Here is a 16,032-nt window from a genome sequence, read left to right on the forward strand (position 1 = left end):
TAGGGAGCGGGGAGTGAGGAGTAAGGGGGGAGCACGCGGGTCGGAGCGGGCCCGTGACGGGTGACCGGGGCGGAACGGGGTTCGTGCAGGACGGGCGGAAGGCGTTCATCCGGTGTTCGCCGGGATGCCGCCCCGGGGTGCCACGCTGCCCGCATGGAGAGTGGACCCGAGGCATTCGCCGGTGTGGCCTTCGCGCTGTTCGGCGCCGGACTGCTGGTGTGGACGGGGGCGTGCGCCCGGACCGGTACGCCGGTCGCCGACGGGGTCAGCCGGCCGGTCGCCGCGGTCACCGCGCTCTTCGCGGGGTTGCTGTTCCTGGCCACCGGGGCCTGGCTGCTGCTGGCCCTGTAGCCGGGCATCGGACACAGGGAGGTCGGCGCGCGGCGGTACGTCCAGTTCCAGACAGTTCTGTAACGGATGGCTGATCTGTGACGGTACGTGGAACGCCCGCGGGTCGTCCGTCATGTTCCTCGGTGAAGGTCGCCACGGCCACCACACCGACAGTGAGGAACTCCCATGAACCGCGCACTCCGCTACGCCACCGTCGGCGCCATCGCCGTCTCCCTGCTCGCCGGGGGCTCGGCCGCCGCCTTCGCCGCGCCGCAGGACCTCCACACCGCCAAGCCGGTCGTGGCCGCCGCCCCGGCCGCCGCGTCGCTGACCGCCAAGGCCAGCGTGAACTCCGTCAAGGCGTGGCAGGAGTTCCGGATCTCCGGCGCCGCCAAGGGCATCACGGCGGGCACCAAGGTCACCGTGCAGCAGAAGCAGGGCACCAAGTGGGTCTCGCTGCCCGCGCAGTCCCCGGTCGGCAGGACCGGCGCCTACTCGGTGCGGGTCAAGCTCGGCATCAAGGGCGTCAACCAGCTCCGGATCGCCGCGGCCAGGACCGTCTCGCCGGTGGTCTCCGTCACCGTGCGCTGACCCCGGTGGTCTCGGTCACCGTGCGCCGAGGCCGCCGGGCGTCAGCCCGCGAGATTGCGGACGAGCATCCAGACCGCGGCAATGCCGAACACCACGGCATTGCCGCGGCCCGTCAGTTGCAGCCGAAAAGCGCGCCCGCGCAGCCCCTGGACCAGCCAGCGCAGCAGGACGTACGCGAGCGCCGGCACGCCCAGGACGAGCAGCACGGCGTTGTCGTGGAAGGCCCGTACGACATCGCCGTGCAGCAGGTCGTACGCCATCCGCGTGCCGCCGCACGCCGGGCACAGCACCCCGGTCATCAGCCGGAACGGGCAGGGGATCAATACCTGGCCGGGCTGGTGCGGATCGGTGTGCCAGAGGTAGACGGCGGCCGCCGCACCGGCGGCGAGGGCGAGCGACGCCCGCCGGACGGTGCGGCTCCGGATCGCCGTCCCGGAGGGCGGCCCGGCCTGTTCCACGCCGCTCACACGCTCAACGACCGGGCGTAATTGACCTGGTTGAGCACGAACATCACCTGCTCGCGCGACTGCACCGGGACCATCGTGGAGTGGTGCCGGCCCCCGCTGGCCACCGTGACCTGCACGAAGCCGGTCGTCGTCCGCTCCTTCATCAGCAGGAAGAGCAGGCCCAGCAGACAGAAGAAGAAAAAGATGATGGCGAGCACGACCGCGTGCGCCGGCATCTTCTCCTCGGTCCGCGACATGTCCGTCGCGGTCCACACGGCGCCCTTGAGCGGCATCGACCCCGTGGGCGTCGAGATCGTGTCGCCGCTCACCGCGATGTCACCGAGCGACAGCGCCATCCCGCCGGGCTGCGGACCCGGCGGGAAGCCGGCGGGCCCCGGCGGCGGTGCGGCCGGAGCGCCGGGAGGCGGGAAACCGGGCGGCGGGGGCGTCGGGGCGGGCTGCGGATAGCCGTACCCGGGCTCGCCGGGGCGGCCGCCCTGCGGATAGCCGTAGGCGGAGTCGGCCGGGCCGGGCGGTGTGGCGTACGGATTCTGGCCGGGCTGACCGGGCTGACCGGGCTGGCCGGGCTGCTCCGGTGGCGGTCCGGGGTACTGGTTCGCCATGGGTGAGATTCCCCCCGAGAGTGTGCGTGACGACGGCGGTACCCGGCCCGAGCGGTGGGCCGTGCCGTGTCCATCCTGCGCCCATCCTGCCAGCCCGCTCACCCGACGTATCAAGACAACGACCGGATCCGGGGCCGCCTTGTGACAGTCGCCGGGGCGGCGTGCGGATCATGAACCAGGGCGCGCGCCGGCCGCCGGCCGGAGCCGTCGAGCCGTCATGATCCAGATGCCGCGTGCCGGGACCGTGGCGGACGGCTCAGGTGGTCCGGGCGGCATGAAGGCATGTAGTCGGGTTACCGTTCGAGTGGCGTTGCGGGGTTTTTCCGTTTGACACGGGGGCGGGAGGTACCGTCACACTCCGCAGCGTCAAGCGTCACCGCAGTGCGCCCCCGCATCCGGCCGGGGGGCATTTCCCGCGTCGACCGGAGAGAAGAGCGAAGTTGTCCCCGACCAACGAAGCCACGAAGGGCGGCGGCCGCCGACTTGTCATCGTCGAGTCGCCTGCCAAGGCGAAGACGATCAAGGGCTACCTCGGCCCGGGCTATGTGGTCGAGGCCAGCGTGGGGCACATCCGTGACCTGCCCAACGGCGCGGCGGAGGTCCCGGCGAAGTACAAGGGCGAGCCCTGGGCCCGCCTCGGGGTGAACGTCGACGCCGATTTCCAGCCCATCTATGTGGTGAACAGCGATAAGAAGGACCAGGTCAGGAAGCTCAAGGAGCTGCTGGCCGAATCCGACGAGCTGTACCTCGCCACCGATGAGGACCGCGAGGGCGAGGCCATCGCCTGGCACCTCCAGGAGATCCTCAAGCCCAAGGTCCCGGTCCACCGCATGGTGTTCCACGAGATCACCAAGGACGCGATCCGCGAGGCCGTCGCCAATCCGCGCGATCTGAACCAGAAGCTGGTCGACGCCCAGGAGACCCGCCGGATCCTCGACCGCCTCTACGGCTACGAGGTCTCGCCGGTCCTGTGGAAGAAGGTCATGCCGCGCCTGTCGGCCGGCCGGGTGCAGTCCGTGGCGACCCGTCTCGTCGTCGAGCGGGAACGCGAGCGCATCGCCTTCCGCTCCGCCGAGTACTGGGACCTGACCGGCACGTTCTCCACCGGGCGGGCCGGCGATTCCAGCGACCCGTCCACGCTGACCGCCCGCCTGAACACCGTCGACGGCCGCCGCGTCGCGCAGGGCCGCGACTTCGGCCCCAACGGGCAGCTCAAGAACAACGACGTACTCCACCTGGACGAGGCGAACGCCCGCGCGCTCGCCGCCGCCCTGGAGAACACCGACTTCTCGGTGCGCTCGGTGGAGTCCAAGCCGTACCGGCGCTCCCCGTACGCGCCGTTCCGGACGACCACCCTCCAGCAGGAGGCCAGCCGGAAGCTCGGCTTCGGCGCCAAGGCCACGATGCAGGTGGCGCAGAAGCTGTACGAGAACGGCTACATCACCTATATGCGTACGGACTCCACCACGCTCTCGGACACCGCGGTCGCCGCGGCCCGGGCGCAGGTGACGCAGCTGTACGGCGCCGGCTATCTGCCGGACAAGCCGCGCACGTACGCCGGCAAGGTCAAGAACGCGCAGGAGGCGCACGAGGCGATCCGCCCCTCCGGCGACCGCTTCCGCACGCCCGCCGAGACCGGCCTGACCGGCGACCAGTTCCGGCTCTACGAGCTGATCTGGAAGCGGACCGTCGCCTCCCAGATGAAGGACGCGACCGGTAACTCCGTCACCGTCAAGATCGGCGGCACCTCCAGTGACGGCCGGGACGCCGAGTTCAGCGCGTCCGGCAAGACCATCACCTTCCACGGCTTCCTCAAGGCCTACGTGGAGGGCGCCGACGACCCCAACGCCGAGCTGGACGACCGCGAGCGCCGGCTGCCGCAGGTGGCCGAGGGCGACGCGCTGGCCGCCCAGGAGATCACCGCCGACGGGCACGCCACCAAGCCGCCCGCCCGCTACACCGAGGCCACGCTGGTCAAGGAGCTGGAAGAGCGGGAGATCGGCCGCCCGTCGACGTACGCGTCGATCATCGGCACCATCCTCGACCGCGGCTACGTCTTCAAGAAGGGCACCGCGCTGGTCCCCTCCTTCCTCTCCTTCGCGGTGGTCAACCTCCTGGAGAAGCACTTCGGCCGGCTGGTCGACTACGACTTCACCGCCAAGATGGAGGACGACCTCGACCGCATCGCCCGTGGTGAGGCGCAAGCCGTGCCGTGGCTGCGGCGCTTCTACTTCGGCGAGGGCGAAGCGAGTTCGGTGGGTGCCGCGTCGGACGCCGGCAACGGCGACGGCGACCACCTCGGCGGGCTGAAGGAACTGGTCACGGACCTCGGCGCGATCGACGCCCGGGAGATCTCGTCCTTCCCGGTCGGCGAGGGCATCGTGCTGCGGGTCGGCCGCTACGGCCCGTACGTCGAGCGCGGCGAGAAGGACAGCGAGGGCCACCAGCGCGCCGACGTCCCCGACGACCTCGCGCCCGACGAGCTGACCGTGGCGTACGCGGAGGAGCTGCTCGCCAAGCCGAGCGGCGACTTCGAGCTGGGCACGGACCCGGAGAGCGGCCACCAGATCGTCGCCAAGGACGGCAGATACGGCCCGTACGTCACCGAGATCCTCCCCGAGGGCACCCCGAAGACCGGCAAGAACGCGGTCAAGCCGCGCACCGCCTCGCTCTTCAAGTCGATGTCCCTGGACACCGTGACGCTGGCGGACGCGCTCAAGCTGATGTCGCTGCCGCGGGTCGTCGGCAAGGACCCCGAGGGCGTGGAGATCACCGCGCAGAACGGCCGCTACGGCCCGTACCTGAAGAAGGGCACGGACTCGCGCTCCCTGGAGAACGAGGAGCAGCTCTTCAGCATCACCCTCGACGAGGCGCTGGCGATCTACGCCCAGCCCAAGCAGCGCGGGCGGGCCGCCGCCAAGCCGCCGCTGAAGGAGCTGGGCACGGACCCGGTCAGCGGCAAGCCGGTGGTGGTCAAGGACGGCCGGTTCGGTGCGTATGTGACCGACGGTGAGACCAACGCGACGCTGCGGCGGGACGACGACGTCGAGACGATCACTCCCGAGCGCGGTTACGAGCTGCTGGCGGAGAAGCGCGCCAAGGGGCCGGCGAAGAAGAAGACGGCCAAGAAGGCGCCGGCGAAGAAGACGGCCGCCAAGAAGACGACGACGGCGAAGAAGACCGCGGCCAAGAAGACCACCGCGAAGAAGACGACCGCCAAGAAGGCCACCGCGAAGACCGCGGCGGCCAAGAAGACGGCGGCTTCGGCGGAGGACTGAGGCCAGGGCCGGGCCGGGGCGAAGGCCCTGCGCCGCTGGTGAGGCATGGTGTGCGGGCGGGCACGACGGACGCGTTCCGTCGTGCCCGCCCCTTTGTTCGGGTGGGCGCCCGGCGGTCCGCGCCCTCCCGATAGGCTGGCGGGATGACGCGTGCCGAGCAGCCAACGGTCGTGACCCCCACTTCAGGCGCCCTAGCGGCGGATTCCCGCGAGCGCGCCGTGCGAGCCCTGCTCCGCTTCCCCCCACTGAAGCGACTGTGGAGCGCCCAGTTCGTCGGGGGCATCGGCGATGCCCTGTCCATGCTTGTCCTGGTGGTGCTCGCCCTGCAGGCGGCGCTGTATGTGCCGCTGGGCGGTGAGGCCGTCTTCGGCGGCGGCTATCGCGGTGCCGCCCTCGCCGTGACCGCGGTCTTCGGCGCCCGGATGCTGGCGACGCTCCTCTTCGGGGCCGTCCTCCTGGGCCCGTTGTCCGCGCTGACGGCGCCCTCCGGGCCGCTGGACCGCCGCTGGACGATGATCGGCGCGGACGTGGTGCGGCTCGCGCTGCTGGTCATCGCCCCCCTCTGGATCGACTGGATGCCCGGCAACGCCCTGGCCTGGGTGCTGGTCACCGTCTTCGTCACCGGTGTCGCGGAGCGCTTCTGGACCGTCGCCAGGGAGAGCGCGGCGCCCGGCCTGCTGCCCGCGCCGCCCCCCGAAGGCGCCGCGGTCCGGCCGCTGCCGGACAACCTGGACGCCCTGCGCCGCCTCTCGCTGCGCACCACCTTCGTCTCGCTGCCGATCGCGGCCGCCGCCCTGGTGGTCGTCACCCTCATCAGCAAGCTCCTGGGCACCGGCATCGACTGGTTCCACCTCCACCAGGTGGCGCTCGCCTCCTATGTGGCGGCCGGACTGTTCGCCGCCTCCGTGTCGATCCTCTACTTCATCGAGCTCCCCGGTGGGCAGACGCCGCGGCCGCGCTCCCCTCTGGAGGGGCTGCGCCGCCCGAAGGCCGCGAAGTCCGCGCAGGGCGAGCCGGCCGGCGCCGCCAAGGGCCGTACGGGCGCCATCCCGCTGCTGGTCACGGCATGTGCGGCGGTCGCCGCCGGGATCGCCGCGGCCGTCTCGCTGGCCGTGCTGCACGCCTACGACCTCGCGGGCGGACCGGCCTCCTTCGCCCTCCTGGTACTCGTCCTCACCGGCGGTACGGCCGCCGGCATCCGCGGCGCCCACCGGGTGCTGCCCGGGCTCTCCCGGCGCCGGCTGCTCGCCCTCGCGGTGGCCGCCACCGGCGTCGCCCTGCTGGCCATGGGCCTGGTCCCGGACATGACCACCGTCCTCGTCCTCGCCCTGCTGGCCGGTGTCGGCGCCGGCATCGCCGCCAATACGGGGCACGTCCTGCTGGAACAGGAGGCCGAGGAGTTCCGCGCCGCCCGTACGACCGAGCACCTGCACGCCGTCGTACGGCTCGCGATCGCGCTGGCCGCCATCGTGGCGCCGCTGCTCGCCGCCCTCATCGGCCCGCACCACCTGGGCAACGACACCTTCGACTTCGCCTACGGGGGCGCCGCCTACACCCTGATGCTCACCGGCGCGCTGCTGCTGCCGGTCGCCGCCTGGGTCCTCGGCAAGGTCGACGACCGGCACGGCGTCCCGCTGCGCCGCGACCTGCGCGAGGCGCTGCGCGGCGGCGACCCGGCGCAGGCGCCCGCGCCCACCGGCTTCTTCATCGCCCTCGAAGGCGGCGACGGGGCCGGCAAGTCCACCCAGGTAGAGGCGCTCGCGGAGTGGATCCGCAACAAGGGCCACGAGGTCGTGGTGACCCGCGAACCGGGCGCCACCGCCATCGGCAAGCGACTGCGCTCGATCATCCTGGACGTCGCGACGACCGGGCTGTCCGACCGGGCGGAGGCGCTGATGTTCGCCGCCGACCGCGCCGAGCACGTCGACAGCGTCATCCGGCCCGCCCTGGAGCGCGGCGCGGTCGTCATCTCCGACCGGTACATCGACTCCTCGGTCGCCTATCAGGGCGCCGGACGGAACCTCGCCCCCACGGAGATCGCGCGGATCAACCGCTGGGCAACGGACGGCCTCGTCCCGCACCTGACCGTCCTGCTCGACATCTCCCCGGAGACCGCCCGGGAGCGCTTCACCGAGGCCCCCGACCGGCTGGAGTCCGAGCCCGCCGAGTTCCACCAGCGGGTCCGGGCCGGCTTCCTCACCCTGGCCGCCGCCGACCCCGCGCGCTATCTGGTCGTCGACGCCGGTCAGGACCCCGAGGCCGTCACCACCGTCGTACGGCACCGCCTCGACCAGGTGCTCCCGCTGTCCGAGGCCGAGACCAAGGCGCAGGAGGAGGCCCGTAAGGCGGCCGAGGAAGAGGCCCGCCGCCGGGCCGAGGAGGAGGCCGCGCGCAAGGCCGAGGAGGCGCGCCTGGAGCGGGAGCGCCAGGAGCAGCTCGCCAAGCTGCGCGCCGAGGAAGAGGAGCGCAAGCGCCAGGAGGCCGAGCAGGCCAAGGCGCTGGAGGCCGCCCGCCAGGCGGCGGAGGCCCGGCAGCGTGCCGAGGAGGCCCGCCAGGCGGCCGAGGCCGAGCGGCAGCGCCGGGAGGCCGAGGAGCGGGCCCGCCAGGCCGAGCAGGAGCGGCTGCGCAAGCAGCACGAGGAGCAGGCCCGGCTGCGCCAGGAGGCCGAGGAGCGCCGCCTGGAGAAGCAGCGCAAGGCGGAGGAAGCCCTGCTCCGCGCCGAGCAGGCCCGGATCGCGGCCGCGGAGGCGGCGGCCGCGGCGGAGGCGAAGGCGGCGGCCGAGGCGGCCGCGGCCACCGAGTCGGCGGAGGCGCCCACCAAGGAGACACCGGTGGCGGACCTGCGGAAGCGGCTGGGGGAGGAGCGCGGCGACGGCTCCTCGTCCGGGCCGGGGACGTCAGGGGCTTCCGCCTCGGGGCCGTCCGGTTCGGGGGCGTCCGGTTCCGGTTCGGCGGGTGTCGCGCCGCACGAGCGGACGGAGTCGCTGCCGCGGCCCGAGACGCGGGGCGGCGACGCGCCCGGCGCGGTGGACGAGACGGCGGTGCTGCCGCCGTTCCGGGACGCCGGCCGCGATGCGGACCCCGGTGCAGGCCACGACGCAGGCACGGACGCCGAGCAGACGGCCGTCCTGCCGCCCGTACGGGACACCCGCCAGGGTGGTCAGGACACCTGGCCGGGGGGCCAGGACAGCTGGCACCAGGGCACCCGTCAGGAGCAGCAGCGGAGCGGCTGGCACCAGGACACCCAGGAGCAGCGGAACGACGGGCAGGCGCGGGACGCCCGGGGCGAGGACCCCACCGAGCGGGTCCCGTCGTGGATGTTCCGCAAGGAGACCCCGAACGGTGCCTCCACCGCCGAGTCCGGCGTCGAGCGCACCCGCGAACTCCCGCAGATCGACCCGTCGACGGGCCAGCCGGCAGAGACCCCGCCGCGCACCCGCCGGCGACCCGAATGGGCGGAGGAGACCCCGCTGGACGATCTGCCGACGCTCGCCGACGAATTGCTCGGGCCGCGTGAGGACGAGAACGCGGACGACGGCGCGGACGACGACGGCCGTCGCGGGGGCCGGGGCCGGCGCCGTTAGGGCCTGTCCGACGGGTCATGGCCGGGCCGGGAGCCTGGCGGAAGCCGTTGCGTAAGCCGTTGCGGGGAAGGGCCGTGGCCGCGGTGGAAACACTGCGGCCACGGCCCTTTTGCGGGCGTCGTGAAGGTCCCGGGCGGGCCTTCCGCCGGGGCGCGCGGGCCCCGTCAGGCTGCCGCCGGCACCGGCTTCCGGATTCGTTTGTCAGTGGGTTGCACCACAATGGGTCCCGTCGCGGGCGACGCGCGGACGGCGATCCCGGCCGCTGCGGCGACCGCGGCCGAAGACAGCAGATTCCGGGAGAGGAACGGCGACAGCGATGGCGGTGTGGGACGACGTGGTCGGCCAGGAGCGGGTGACGGCTCAGCTGGCCGCCGCCGCGCGGGACGCGGACGCCCTCGTCACCGCCGAAGCGGAGGGCCGGACCGGTGAGGCGGAGGGCCGGGCCGGGACGCCTTCGGGGGAGCGGGGCGGGGCCTCCCAGATGACCCACGCCTGGCTGTTCACCGGCCCGCCCGGCTCCGGCCGGGCCACCGCCGCCCGCGCCTTCGCCGCCGCCCTGCAGTGCGTCAGCCCCGACCGCGCCCTCGGAGGCGCCCCCGGCTGCGGCTTCTGCGACGGCTGCCACACCAGCCTGGTCGGCACCCACGCCGACGTCGAGATCGTCCGTACGGACCTGCTGTCCATCGGCGTGAAGGAGACCCGCGACCTGGTCCGCCGGTCCTCGCTCTCCCCGGCCGGCGGCCGCTGGCAGGTGATCGTCCTGGAGGACGCCGACCGCCTCACCGAAGGCGCCGGCAACGTCCTCCTCAAGGCCGTCGAGGAGCCCGCGCCCCGTACGGTCTGGCTGCTCTGCGCGCCCTCCATCGAGGACGTCCTCCCCACCATCCGCTCCCGCTGCCGTCACCTCTCCCTGCGGACCCCGCCGGTCGCCGCGGTCGCCGACGTCCTCGTCCGCCGGGACGGCATCGACCCGGAGGCCGCCGACCGCGCCGCCCGCGCCACCCAGGGGCACATCGGCCGGGCCCGCCGCCTGGCCACCGACGAGCGCGCCCGCGCCCGCCGCGCCGCCGTCCTGAAGCTCCCACTCCGCATCGACGACATCGGCGGCTGCCTCAAGGCCGCCCAGGAGCTGATCGACGCCGCCGGGGAGGACGCCAAGCAGGTCGCCGAGGATGTCGACGCCAAGGAGACCGAGGACCTGCGCGCCGCGCTCGGCGCCGCCGCCGGTACGGGCGGCCGGCTGCCCCGGGGCACCGCCGGCGCCATGAAGGAGCTCCAGGACAAGCAGAAGCGCCGCGCGACCCGCACCCAGCGCGACAGCCTCGACCTGGCCCTGGTCGACCTCACCGGCTTCTACCGCGATGTCCTCGCCCTCCAGATGGGCGCCTCGGTCCCGCTCGCCAACGACGAGGTGCGCGACAGCCTGCAGCGCATCGCCGCCGGTTCCACCCCCCAGCGCACCCTCCGCCGGATAGAAGCGGTGATCGCCTGCCGCGAGGCCCTCGACCGGAACGTCGCCCCCCTCCTGGCGGTCGAGGCCATGACCGCCGCCCTCCGAGCCGGCTGACCCCCGGCCCGGCCGTCCCCCTCCGTAAACCAGCCACAGCCAACAGCCCACAGCCCACAGCCCCGGCAACGTCACCAGAGCCCCACCAACCCCACCAACCTCACCAACTCCACCGAAGCACCACCACCACGAGGTACCCAGCCCCCCGACCCCAGCTCTCCCGCTCTCCCGGCACCAGACCCAGGCTCCAGCTTCCAGGGACCGCGACCAAGGGACCGTCCATGGCCACCAGCCGTCTGCTCCGCACCTCCGCCGTCGTCGTGGCGGTCACCGCTCTGCTGATCTCCGGCTGCTCCTCGGGCAGTTCGTCCCCCGATGCCCAGGCGTCCTCGGGCCGTACGACGGAGGCCGGCGCCCAGCGGCCCACCGACGACGCCACCCTCCGGCCCCTGCCGGCCGCGATCCCTGCCGACCTCCGCCCGTACTACGACCAGAAGCTGACCTGGCATCCCTGCGGGGTCGCCGGCTTCGAGTGCGCGACGATGAAGGCGCCCCTGGACTACGCGCACCCCTCCGCGGCCACCGACCTGAAGCTCGCGGTGGCCCGTAAGAAGGCCACCGGCTCCGGCAGCCGGCTCGGCTCCCTCATGGTCAACCCGGGCGGCCCCGGCGGTTCGGCGATCGACTACCTCCAGCAGTACGCACCACAGCCCGCGTCGGTCCGCGCCCGCTACGACATGGTGGCGATGGACCCGCGCGGCGTGGCCCGCAGCGAACCGGTCGAGTGCCTCACCAACCCGCAGATGGACCGCTACACCCAGACCGACCAGACCCCGGACTCCCCGGCCGAGGTCAACAAGCTCGTCACCGCGTACCGCGACTTCGCCAAGGGCTGCCAGGCCCGCTCCGGCAAGGTGCTCCGGCACGTCTCCACGATCGAGGCGGCCCGCGACATGGACATCCTGCGCGCCGTCCTGGGCGACAAGAAGCTGACCTACGTCGGCGCCTCCTACGGCACCTTCCTCGGCGCCACCTACGCCGGGCTCTACCCCTCCCGCACCGGCCGCATCGTCCTGGACGGGGCCATGAACCCGGCGTTGGGCTCCCGCACGATCAACCTCGACCAGACCAAGGGCTTCAACACCGCCTTCACCGCGTTCGCCGCGGACTGCATCAAGCAGAAGGAGTGCCCGCTCGGCCACAAGAACACCGCCGACGCCGGGAAGCGGCTCGCCGCCCTGTTCAAGAAGCTCGACGCCCACCCGGCGGCGACCGGCGAGGCCCGCAAGCTCACCGAATCCCTGGCCACCACGGGCGTCATCGCCGCGATGTACGACCAGCGCGCCTGGCCCGTCCTGCGCGAATACCTCGCCCAGGCCGAGGCGGGCAACGGCCGCGGGCTGCTCACCCTCTCGGACAGCTATTACGAGCGTGACCCCAGCGGCAAGTACGCCAACCAGATGTACGCGAACCCCGCCGTCAACTGCCTCGACCTGGCGCCCCCCTTCACCGGCCCCGACCAGGTCCGTGCCGCCCTCCCCGCCTTCCGCAAGGCCTCCCCGGTCTTCGGCGAGAGCTTCGCCTGGGCCTCGCTGAACTGCGCGTACTGGCCGGTGAAGCCCACCGGCACGGCCCACCGCATCCCGGCCAAGGGCGCCGCCCCGATCGTCGTGGTCGGCACCACCCGCGACCCGGCCACCCCGTACACCTGGGCCCAGGCCCTCGCCGCCCAGCTCTCCGGCGCCACCCTCCTCACCTACGAGGGCGACGGCCACACCGCCTACGGCCGCGGCAGCAAGTGCATCGACAACGCGATCAACACCTACCTCCTGACCGGCACCACCCCGCCCAAGAACAAGCACTGCACCTGACCCCACCCGACCCGTCACGTGACCCACCCCACACCCCTCCCCACATCCCGCCCCACACCCCTCCCCGCCCACCTCTGACCAGCCCCGCAATCGGTTACGGACCACCCCTCAGTGGTGTGTAGACTGGGCCGCGCACCACGCCGCCTTAGCTCAGTTGGCCAGAGCAACGCACTCGTAATGCGTAGGTCTCGGGTTCGAATCCCGAAGGCGGCTCAGCGAAAGCCCAGGTTGGACATCGTCTGACCTGGGCTTTTCTTTGTCCTGAGCTCGGCGGGACGGAAACGCGATGATCTTCGCTCCCTCCTGCGAGCGCGATGCGAGCGCGGCGGCCTCGGAAGTTGCCTCTCCCGCCTGCTGGGCGAGCTGTTCGAGGGCCTGCTGCGCGATGTCTTCAACTGCCCGCCCGTCGTGCGCGGCAGCCTCGGCGATCTGCGCGACGAGGCGTTCGAGGGCGGTCTGCGCGGCCGCCTCGACTCGGGTATCGGCAGTCGCCTCGGCCGGCGCTTGCTTGGCGCTGCGGGCGGTGCCGCGTGGAACCATGGCGGCAGTTGCCTCGGCAGCCTCGCGCGCAGCCTTCGGCATGACCGACTGATAGATGTCCCGTGTAATCCGGGTGTCACTGTGGCCGAGCGTGTCAGAGACAATCTTGACGTCGACGCCGGCGGCGAGCATGAGCGAGGCAGCGACGTGCCGCAGATCGTGCAGCCGGATCGGCGGCAGACCGGAGATCTCGACGAGCCGCTCGAAGTGATCCGACAGCCAGCCGGGGTGAATGGGCGATCCGTCCTCCATCGTGAACATGCGGCCCGAGTCGACCCATGCCTCGCCCCACTCGGCCCGCTCAGCGTCCTGCCTCGCCTCGTGCTCGTCGAGAACCTGCTCGGTGTACCCGTCGAGTGTGATCTCGCGCTCGCCGCTGTCGGTCTTCGGCGCGTTCTCGACGACATTCCAACCGTCCTGCACGAGCTGCGTTGCGATGGTGAGTGTGCTCCGCTTGCGGTTCCGGTCGTACCGGCGGAGTCCGCACGACTCACCGCGGCGCAGACCGCGGAAGGTGATCAGGTGGTAGAGCCCGTACAGGCGCTCGCGGCGCTCGGCGAGGAAGTCGAGCCACTCGCCGGCCTGTTCGGGAGTCCAGACCATGACCGGGCTCGGCTTCACGCCGGTGCGCAGCCATTCCTCGACGAGATGGTCTTCCCAGACCCGAGCCTTTGGCCGTTTGGCGGGCGCGAGCTCGACGAACGACGCGGCGTTGAACGTGATCATTCCGCGAGCGATGGCGGTGTTCAGGGCCGAACGTAGCGTCGCCCGGATGTGTTGCTGTGTCGCGGGGCCGGTAACCCGCCGGAAGGGCGGCATGGCATCGATGGCTTCTTTCAACGCCTTGCGCCGGGCGCGGTTTTCGGTGCCTTTCCAGGGAATGAGCTTCAAGTCGTCGAGTGCCGCGTGGCGCATGCTGTTCGCGTCGAGGATCTCCTCGTTGGTCTCGTCGATGCCTTCGAACATGACGTCGAGGTGTGGCACCGTGAGTCGGTCGAGGCGCACGTGCCCGATACGGGGGACCAGGTGGCATCGAATGTCGACGTCGTACCGGGTCTTTCCGCTCGTGCGAAGTGCCTTCTTACCGCCGAGCCAGGATTCGAGCCACTCGCCGACTGTCGTGTGTGAGTTGAGTGTCTCCCCAGTGACGAACCGTCGCTTGGTGTCTTCGTAGCTTGGGATGTTTTCCTTGGTGGACGAGACCGTTTCGAGAAGGTCGCCGATGCGCTGGCGCCCCTCGGTGTCGTCCTTGCTGGGGATGCCGAGCAGGGCGCGGACCTTGTCGAGGTCTGCCTGCGCCTCGGTCTTGGTGTCGTAGCCGTGGCGGCGGAACGAGCGGCGTGTGCCGTCCTGCCGCGGGGGCAGTTCCTGCCGTATGAGCCATACGCCGTGGTTCTTGTTCTTCAACTTCGGGCAAGAGGTGGAGAGTTCCTTGCCGGTCTGGGGGTCGCGGCAGTAGCAGCGACGGAACGTCTGGCCTTTCACTCCGATTCCTTTGTGTGGGTGTCCCTTGGCTGGTTGCCCTGGGTGGTCTGACGGAAGAGGCTGACGTGCAGGGTGTTCGGCTCGACGGTGGCGCCGAGGTCGTGAAGGGTGTCGAGTACCTGCATGAGGCTGGTGTGTTCGTTGCGGGCCTTGGCGTCCTGCTTCTGTGCGGCTTGGACCAGCGCGGCCCGTGCCTGTTCCTCTTCCAAGTCGTAGGCGTCGGCACGCATGTGGTCGGCGCGGTCGGCGAACTTGAGTCCGTCCTCGGCGATCTGCTCGGCGCGGCGGTAGCCGCTGAGGGCCTCGCCGGCGGCGCCTTCCGTGCGCCAGGAGAGGTGCCGCAGTGGGGCCGAGGTGTCCGTCTGTGGGGCCTGTGGGGGCGCGGAGTGTGGTTCGCCACCGAACCAACGGACAGCTTCGAATGGGGGCACGTGAGCGCCGGGTAGGGCTTCGGTCTCCTCGGCGTAGCCAACGGGGAAGGCGAGGGCGGCCGGTGGTACGTCGAGAGCTGCGGCGAGCACGAGCAGCTCGGCGACGGAGATGGAGGTACGTCGACCGTTTTCCAGGTTGGAGATCACGGCACGCGGTATCTCCATGCCGAGCTCTGCGCATCGGTCGGAGAGCTGTTGCGCGCTCATCTTCTGGTTACGCCGGTATCTCAAGATCTCGGCCGCGATTGTGGCGGTGAGCCGTTCCGGCCAGTCTGCTTGCTTCATGGTGGAGCAATCTTCCATATGTTCTGGCACGCAGCAACGCAAAACGATAGCGTGTCCGGTGATCACTTACTTTGATCAGGAGGTGCACGGTGTCGACAATCCGCGCCGCTGACGGGGTGGGGGAGCCCCGGGGGATGACGCATGACGAGCTGCTGGCTTTGCCGGTGAGCTTCCCGCTTGATGTCGCGAACCGCGCTCTTGGCCTGGGGCGTACGACAGGGTTCGCGCTCGCTAAACGAGGGGTGTACCCGGTCCGCGTGCTGCGGTTGGGGCGTCAGTACCGAGTGACGCGCTATGACCTGCTGCGGTACCTCGGACTTGATGCGAACGGTTCCGCATCCGGGGGTGCTGGTGTGTCGGAAGCAGCAGTTCCCTGTCGTCGGGGTGGTCGAGGTAGTCGGCGAGGCGCTGCTCGATGTGTTTCAGCTCGACGTCGGCGGGGGCGCGTACGGCGGATAGCCTGATGATCGCCTCGGCGACGAGCGGTAGGTCGTCGGCGCCGGGGCGGTAGTCGGCGGGGCGGCCGTCGAGGTGCTCGAAGCCGAGCAGGTTCCACTCGCCGTCGTCGATAGCCCACAGCAGGCGGGGGGCGAGGGGGGCGACGTGGGGGTTAATGATTGCCTCGCGTTGCTGTGTCCAGACGCGAGGGTGATCGCAGCGCAGTCCCTTGACGAAGACGTGGCCGGCGCGTGTATCGAGAGTGGCGGCGATTTCGCTGTTTAGGCCCGTTCCGGCGGTTGTCGCTGTGTAGATCGGGCCGGTATGGGCGGCGACGGCGGCGCGGGTGGCGGTCGGTAGGTCGTCCCAATGCATTCTCATGGTCGCCACGGCGGGAGTGTAGAGGGCGGGGACGGCCGCGGTGTGGTGGCGGCTAAGCGGGTTGTCGTCGTTACCGCAGCCGTGCATGACCCCGTTGCCGGCGACCTCGCCGAGGTTGTCGACGAATTCGAGGTCGTCGTTGGCCTCGGGCAGTCGGGCAGTCGGGCAGTCGGGCAGTCGGGCAGTCGGGCGAGCGGGCGGCACGGCAGGCAGGCTGTGCGCCGTGTTCCGTCCGGGATCGA

Annotated in this window: 10 protein-coding genes, 1 tRNA gene and 2 pseudogenes; 8 read left to right on the forward strand and 5 right to left on the reverse strand. The window is 71.5% G+C overall.

Translation table 11 applies throughout. The annotated features are described in order from the left end of the window. Positions 1-153 precede the first annotated feature (153 nt). Together ACFV1J_RS14505 and ACFV1J_RS14510 are read left to right on the forward strand one after the other, a co-directional pair. Complete coding sequence (locus ACFV1J_RS14505) at positions 154-351, forward strand: hypothetical protein (protein WP_385857724.1); 198 nt, start codon at positions 154-156, stop codon at positions 349-351. 165 nt (positions 352-516) lie between these two features. After that, on the forward strand, positions 517-921 hold the full coding sequence (locus tag ACFV1J_RS14510) for a hypothetical protein (protein ID WP_385857726.1): 405 nt from the start codon (positions 517-519) through the stop codon (positions 919-921). Between the two features lie 41 nt (positions 922-962). Here ACFV1J_RS14510 and ACFV1J_RS14515 read toward each other — a convergent pair whose 3' ends face one another. Further along, entirely contained in the window at positions 963-1,388 is a 426-nt protein-coding gene (locus ACFV1J_RS14515) for a DUF2752 domain-containing protein (RefSeq protein ID WP_385857728.1), read from the reverse strand. After that, on the reverse strand, positions 1,385-1,990 hold the full coding sequence (locus ACFV1J_RS14520; protein ID WP_385857730.1) for a hypothetical protein: 606 nt from the start codon (positions 1,988-1,990) through the stop codon (positions 1,385-1,387). Before ACFV1J_RS14520 ends, ACFV1J_RS14515 begins: the two co-directional genes overlap by 4 nt. A 440-nt stretch (positions 1,991-2,430) precedes the next feature. Here ACFV1J_RS14520 and topA point away from each other — a divergent pair, with 440 nt between their 5' ends. From topA to ACFV1J_RS14545, 5 genes are all read left to right on the forward strand, one after another. After that, positions 2,431-5,268 carry a type I DNA topoisomerase gene (topA, locus tag ACFV1J_RS14525; protein WP_385857732.1) on the forward strand — a complete coding sequence of 946 codons (2,838 nt, stop codon included), beginning with the start codon at positions 2,431-2,433 and terminating at the stop codon, positions 5,266-5,268. A 143-nt stretch (positions 5,269-5,411) separates the two neighbouring features. Beyond that, positions 5,412-8,852: a dTMP kinase gene (tmk, locus tag ACFV1J_RS14530; protein WP_385857734.1), complete on the forward strand. Its 3,441-nt coding sequence runs from the start codon at positions 5,412-5,414 to the stop codon at positions 8,850-8,852. Between the two features lie 316 nt (positions 8,853-9,168). Continuing rightward, on the forward strand, positions 9,169-10,419 hold the full coding sequence (locus ACFV1J_RS14535; RefSeq protein WP_385857736.1) for a DNA polymerase III subunit delta': 1,251 nt from the start codon (positions 9,169-9,171) through the stop codon (positions 10,417-10,419). 221 nt (positions 10,420-10,640) lie between these two features. Further along, entirely contained in the window at positions 10,641-12,230 is a 1,590-nt protein-coding gene (locus ACFV1J_RS14540; RefSeq protein WP_385857738.1) for an alpha/beta hydrolase, read from the forward strand. A 139-nt stretch (positions 12,231-12,369) separates the two neighbouring features. Continuing rightward, a tRNA-Thr gene (locus ACFV1J_RS14545) sits at positions 12,370-12,443 on the forward strand. A gap of 429 nt (positions 12,444-12,872) precedes the next feature. On the opposite strand, the pseudogene ACFV1J_RS14550 reads toward ACFV1J_RS14545, so the two are convergent. After that, positions 12,873-13,736: pseudogene (locus ACFV1J_RS14550) on the reverse strand (tyrosine-type recombinase/integrase); the annotation flags it as partial. A 515-nt stretch (positions 13,737-14,251) separates the two neighbouring features. Then, positions 14,252-14,971: a helix-turn-helix domain-containing protein gene (locus ACFV1J_RS14555; RefSeq protein ID WP_385857740.1), complete on the reverse strand. Its 720-nt coding sequence runs from the start codon at positions 14,969-14,971 to the stop codon at positions 14,252-14,254. Between the two features lie 134 nt (positions 14,972-15,105). On the opposite strand from ACFV1J_RS14555, the pseudogene ACFV1J_RS14560 reads away from it, so the two are divergent. Continuing rightward, a pseudogene (locus tag ACFV1J_RS14560) lies at positions 15,106-15,297 on the forward strand (hypothetical protein); the annotation flags it as partial. Here ACFV1J_RS14560 and ACFV1J_RS14565 read toward each other — a convergent pair. Continuing rightward, positions 15,203-15,994 carry a hypothetical protein gene (locus ACFV1J_RS14565; protein WP_385857935.1) on the reverse strand — a complete coding sequence of 264 codons (792 nt, stop codon included), beginning with the start codon at positions 15,992-15,994 and terminating at the stop codon, positions 15,203-15,205. The pseudogene ACFV1J_RS14560 and the gene ACFV1J_RS14565 sit on opposite strands and share 95 nt — an antisense overlap. Between the last annotated feature and the right edge of the window lie 38 nt (positions 15,995-16,032).

It is taken from the genome of Streptomyces sp. NPDC059649, assembly GCF_042734445.1.
Taxonomy (GTDB): Bacteria; Actinomycetota; Actinomycetes; order Streptomycetales; family Streptomycetaceae; genus Streptomyces.

Excerpts from the sequence above, each read along its gene's own strand:
- ACFV1J_RS14555 (WP_385857740.1), bottom strand. The coding sequence starts at position 14,971 with ATGAAGCAAGCAGACTGGCCGGAACGGCTCACCGCCACAATCGCGGCC.
- ACFV1J_RS14535 (WP_385857736.1), top strand. The coding sequence starts at position 9,169 with ATGGCGGTGTGGGACGACGTGGTCGGCCAGGAGCGGGTGACGGCTCAG.
- ACFV1J_RS14510 (WP_385857726.1), top strand. The coding sequence starts at position 517 with ATGAACCGCGCACTCCGCTACGCCACCGTCGGCGCCATCGCCGTCTCC.
- ACFV1J_RS14520 (WP_385857730.1), bottom strand. The coding sequence starts at position 1,990 with ATGGCGAACCAGTACCCCGGACCGCCACCGGAGCAGCCCGGCCAGCCC.
- ACFV1J_RS14505 (WP_385857724.1), top strand. The coding sequence starts at position 154 with ATGGAGAGTGGACCCGAGGCATTCGCCGGTGTGGCCTTCGCGCTGTTC.
- tmk (WP_385857734.1), top strand. The coding sequence starts at position 5,412 with ATGACGCGTGCCGAGCAGCCAACGGTCGTGACCCCCACTTCAGGCGCC.
- ACFV1J_RS14540 (WP_385857738.1), top strand. The coding sequence starts at position 10,641 with ATGGCCACCAGCCGTCTGCTCCGCACCTCCGCCGTCGTCGTGGCGGTC.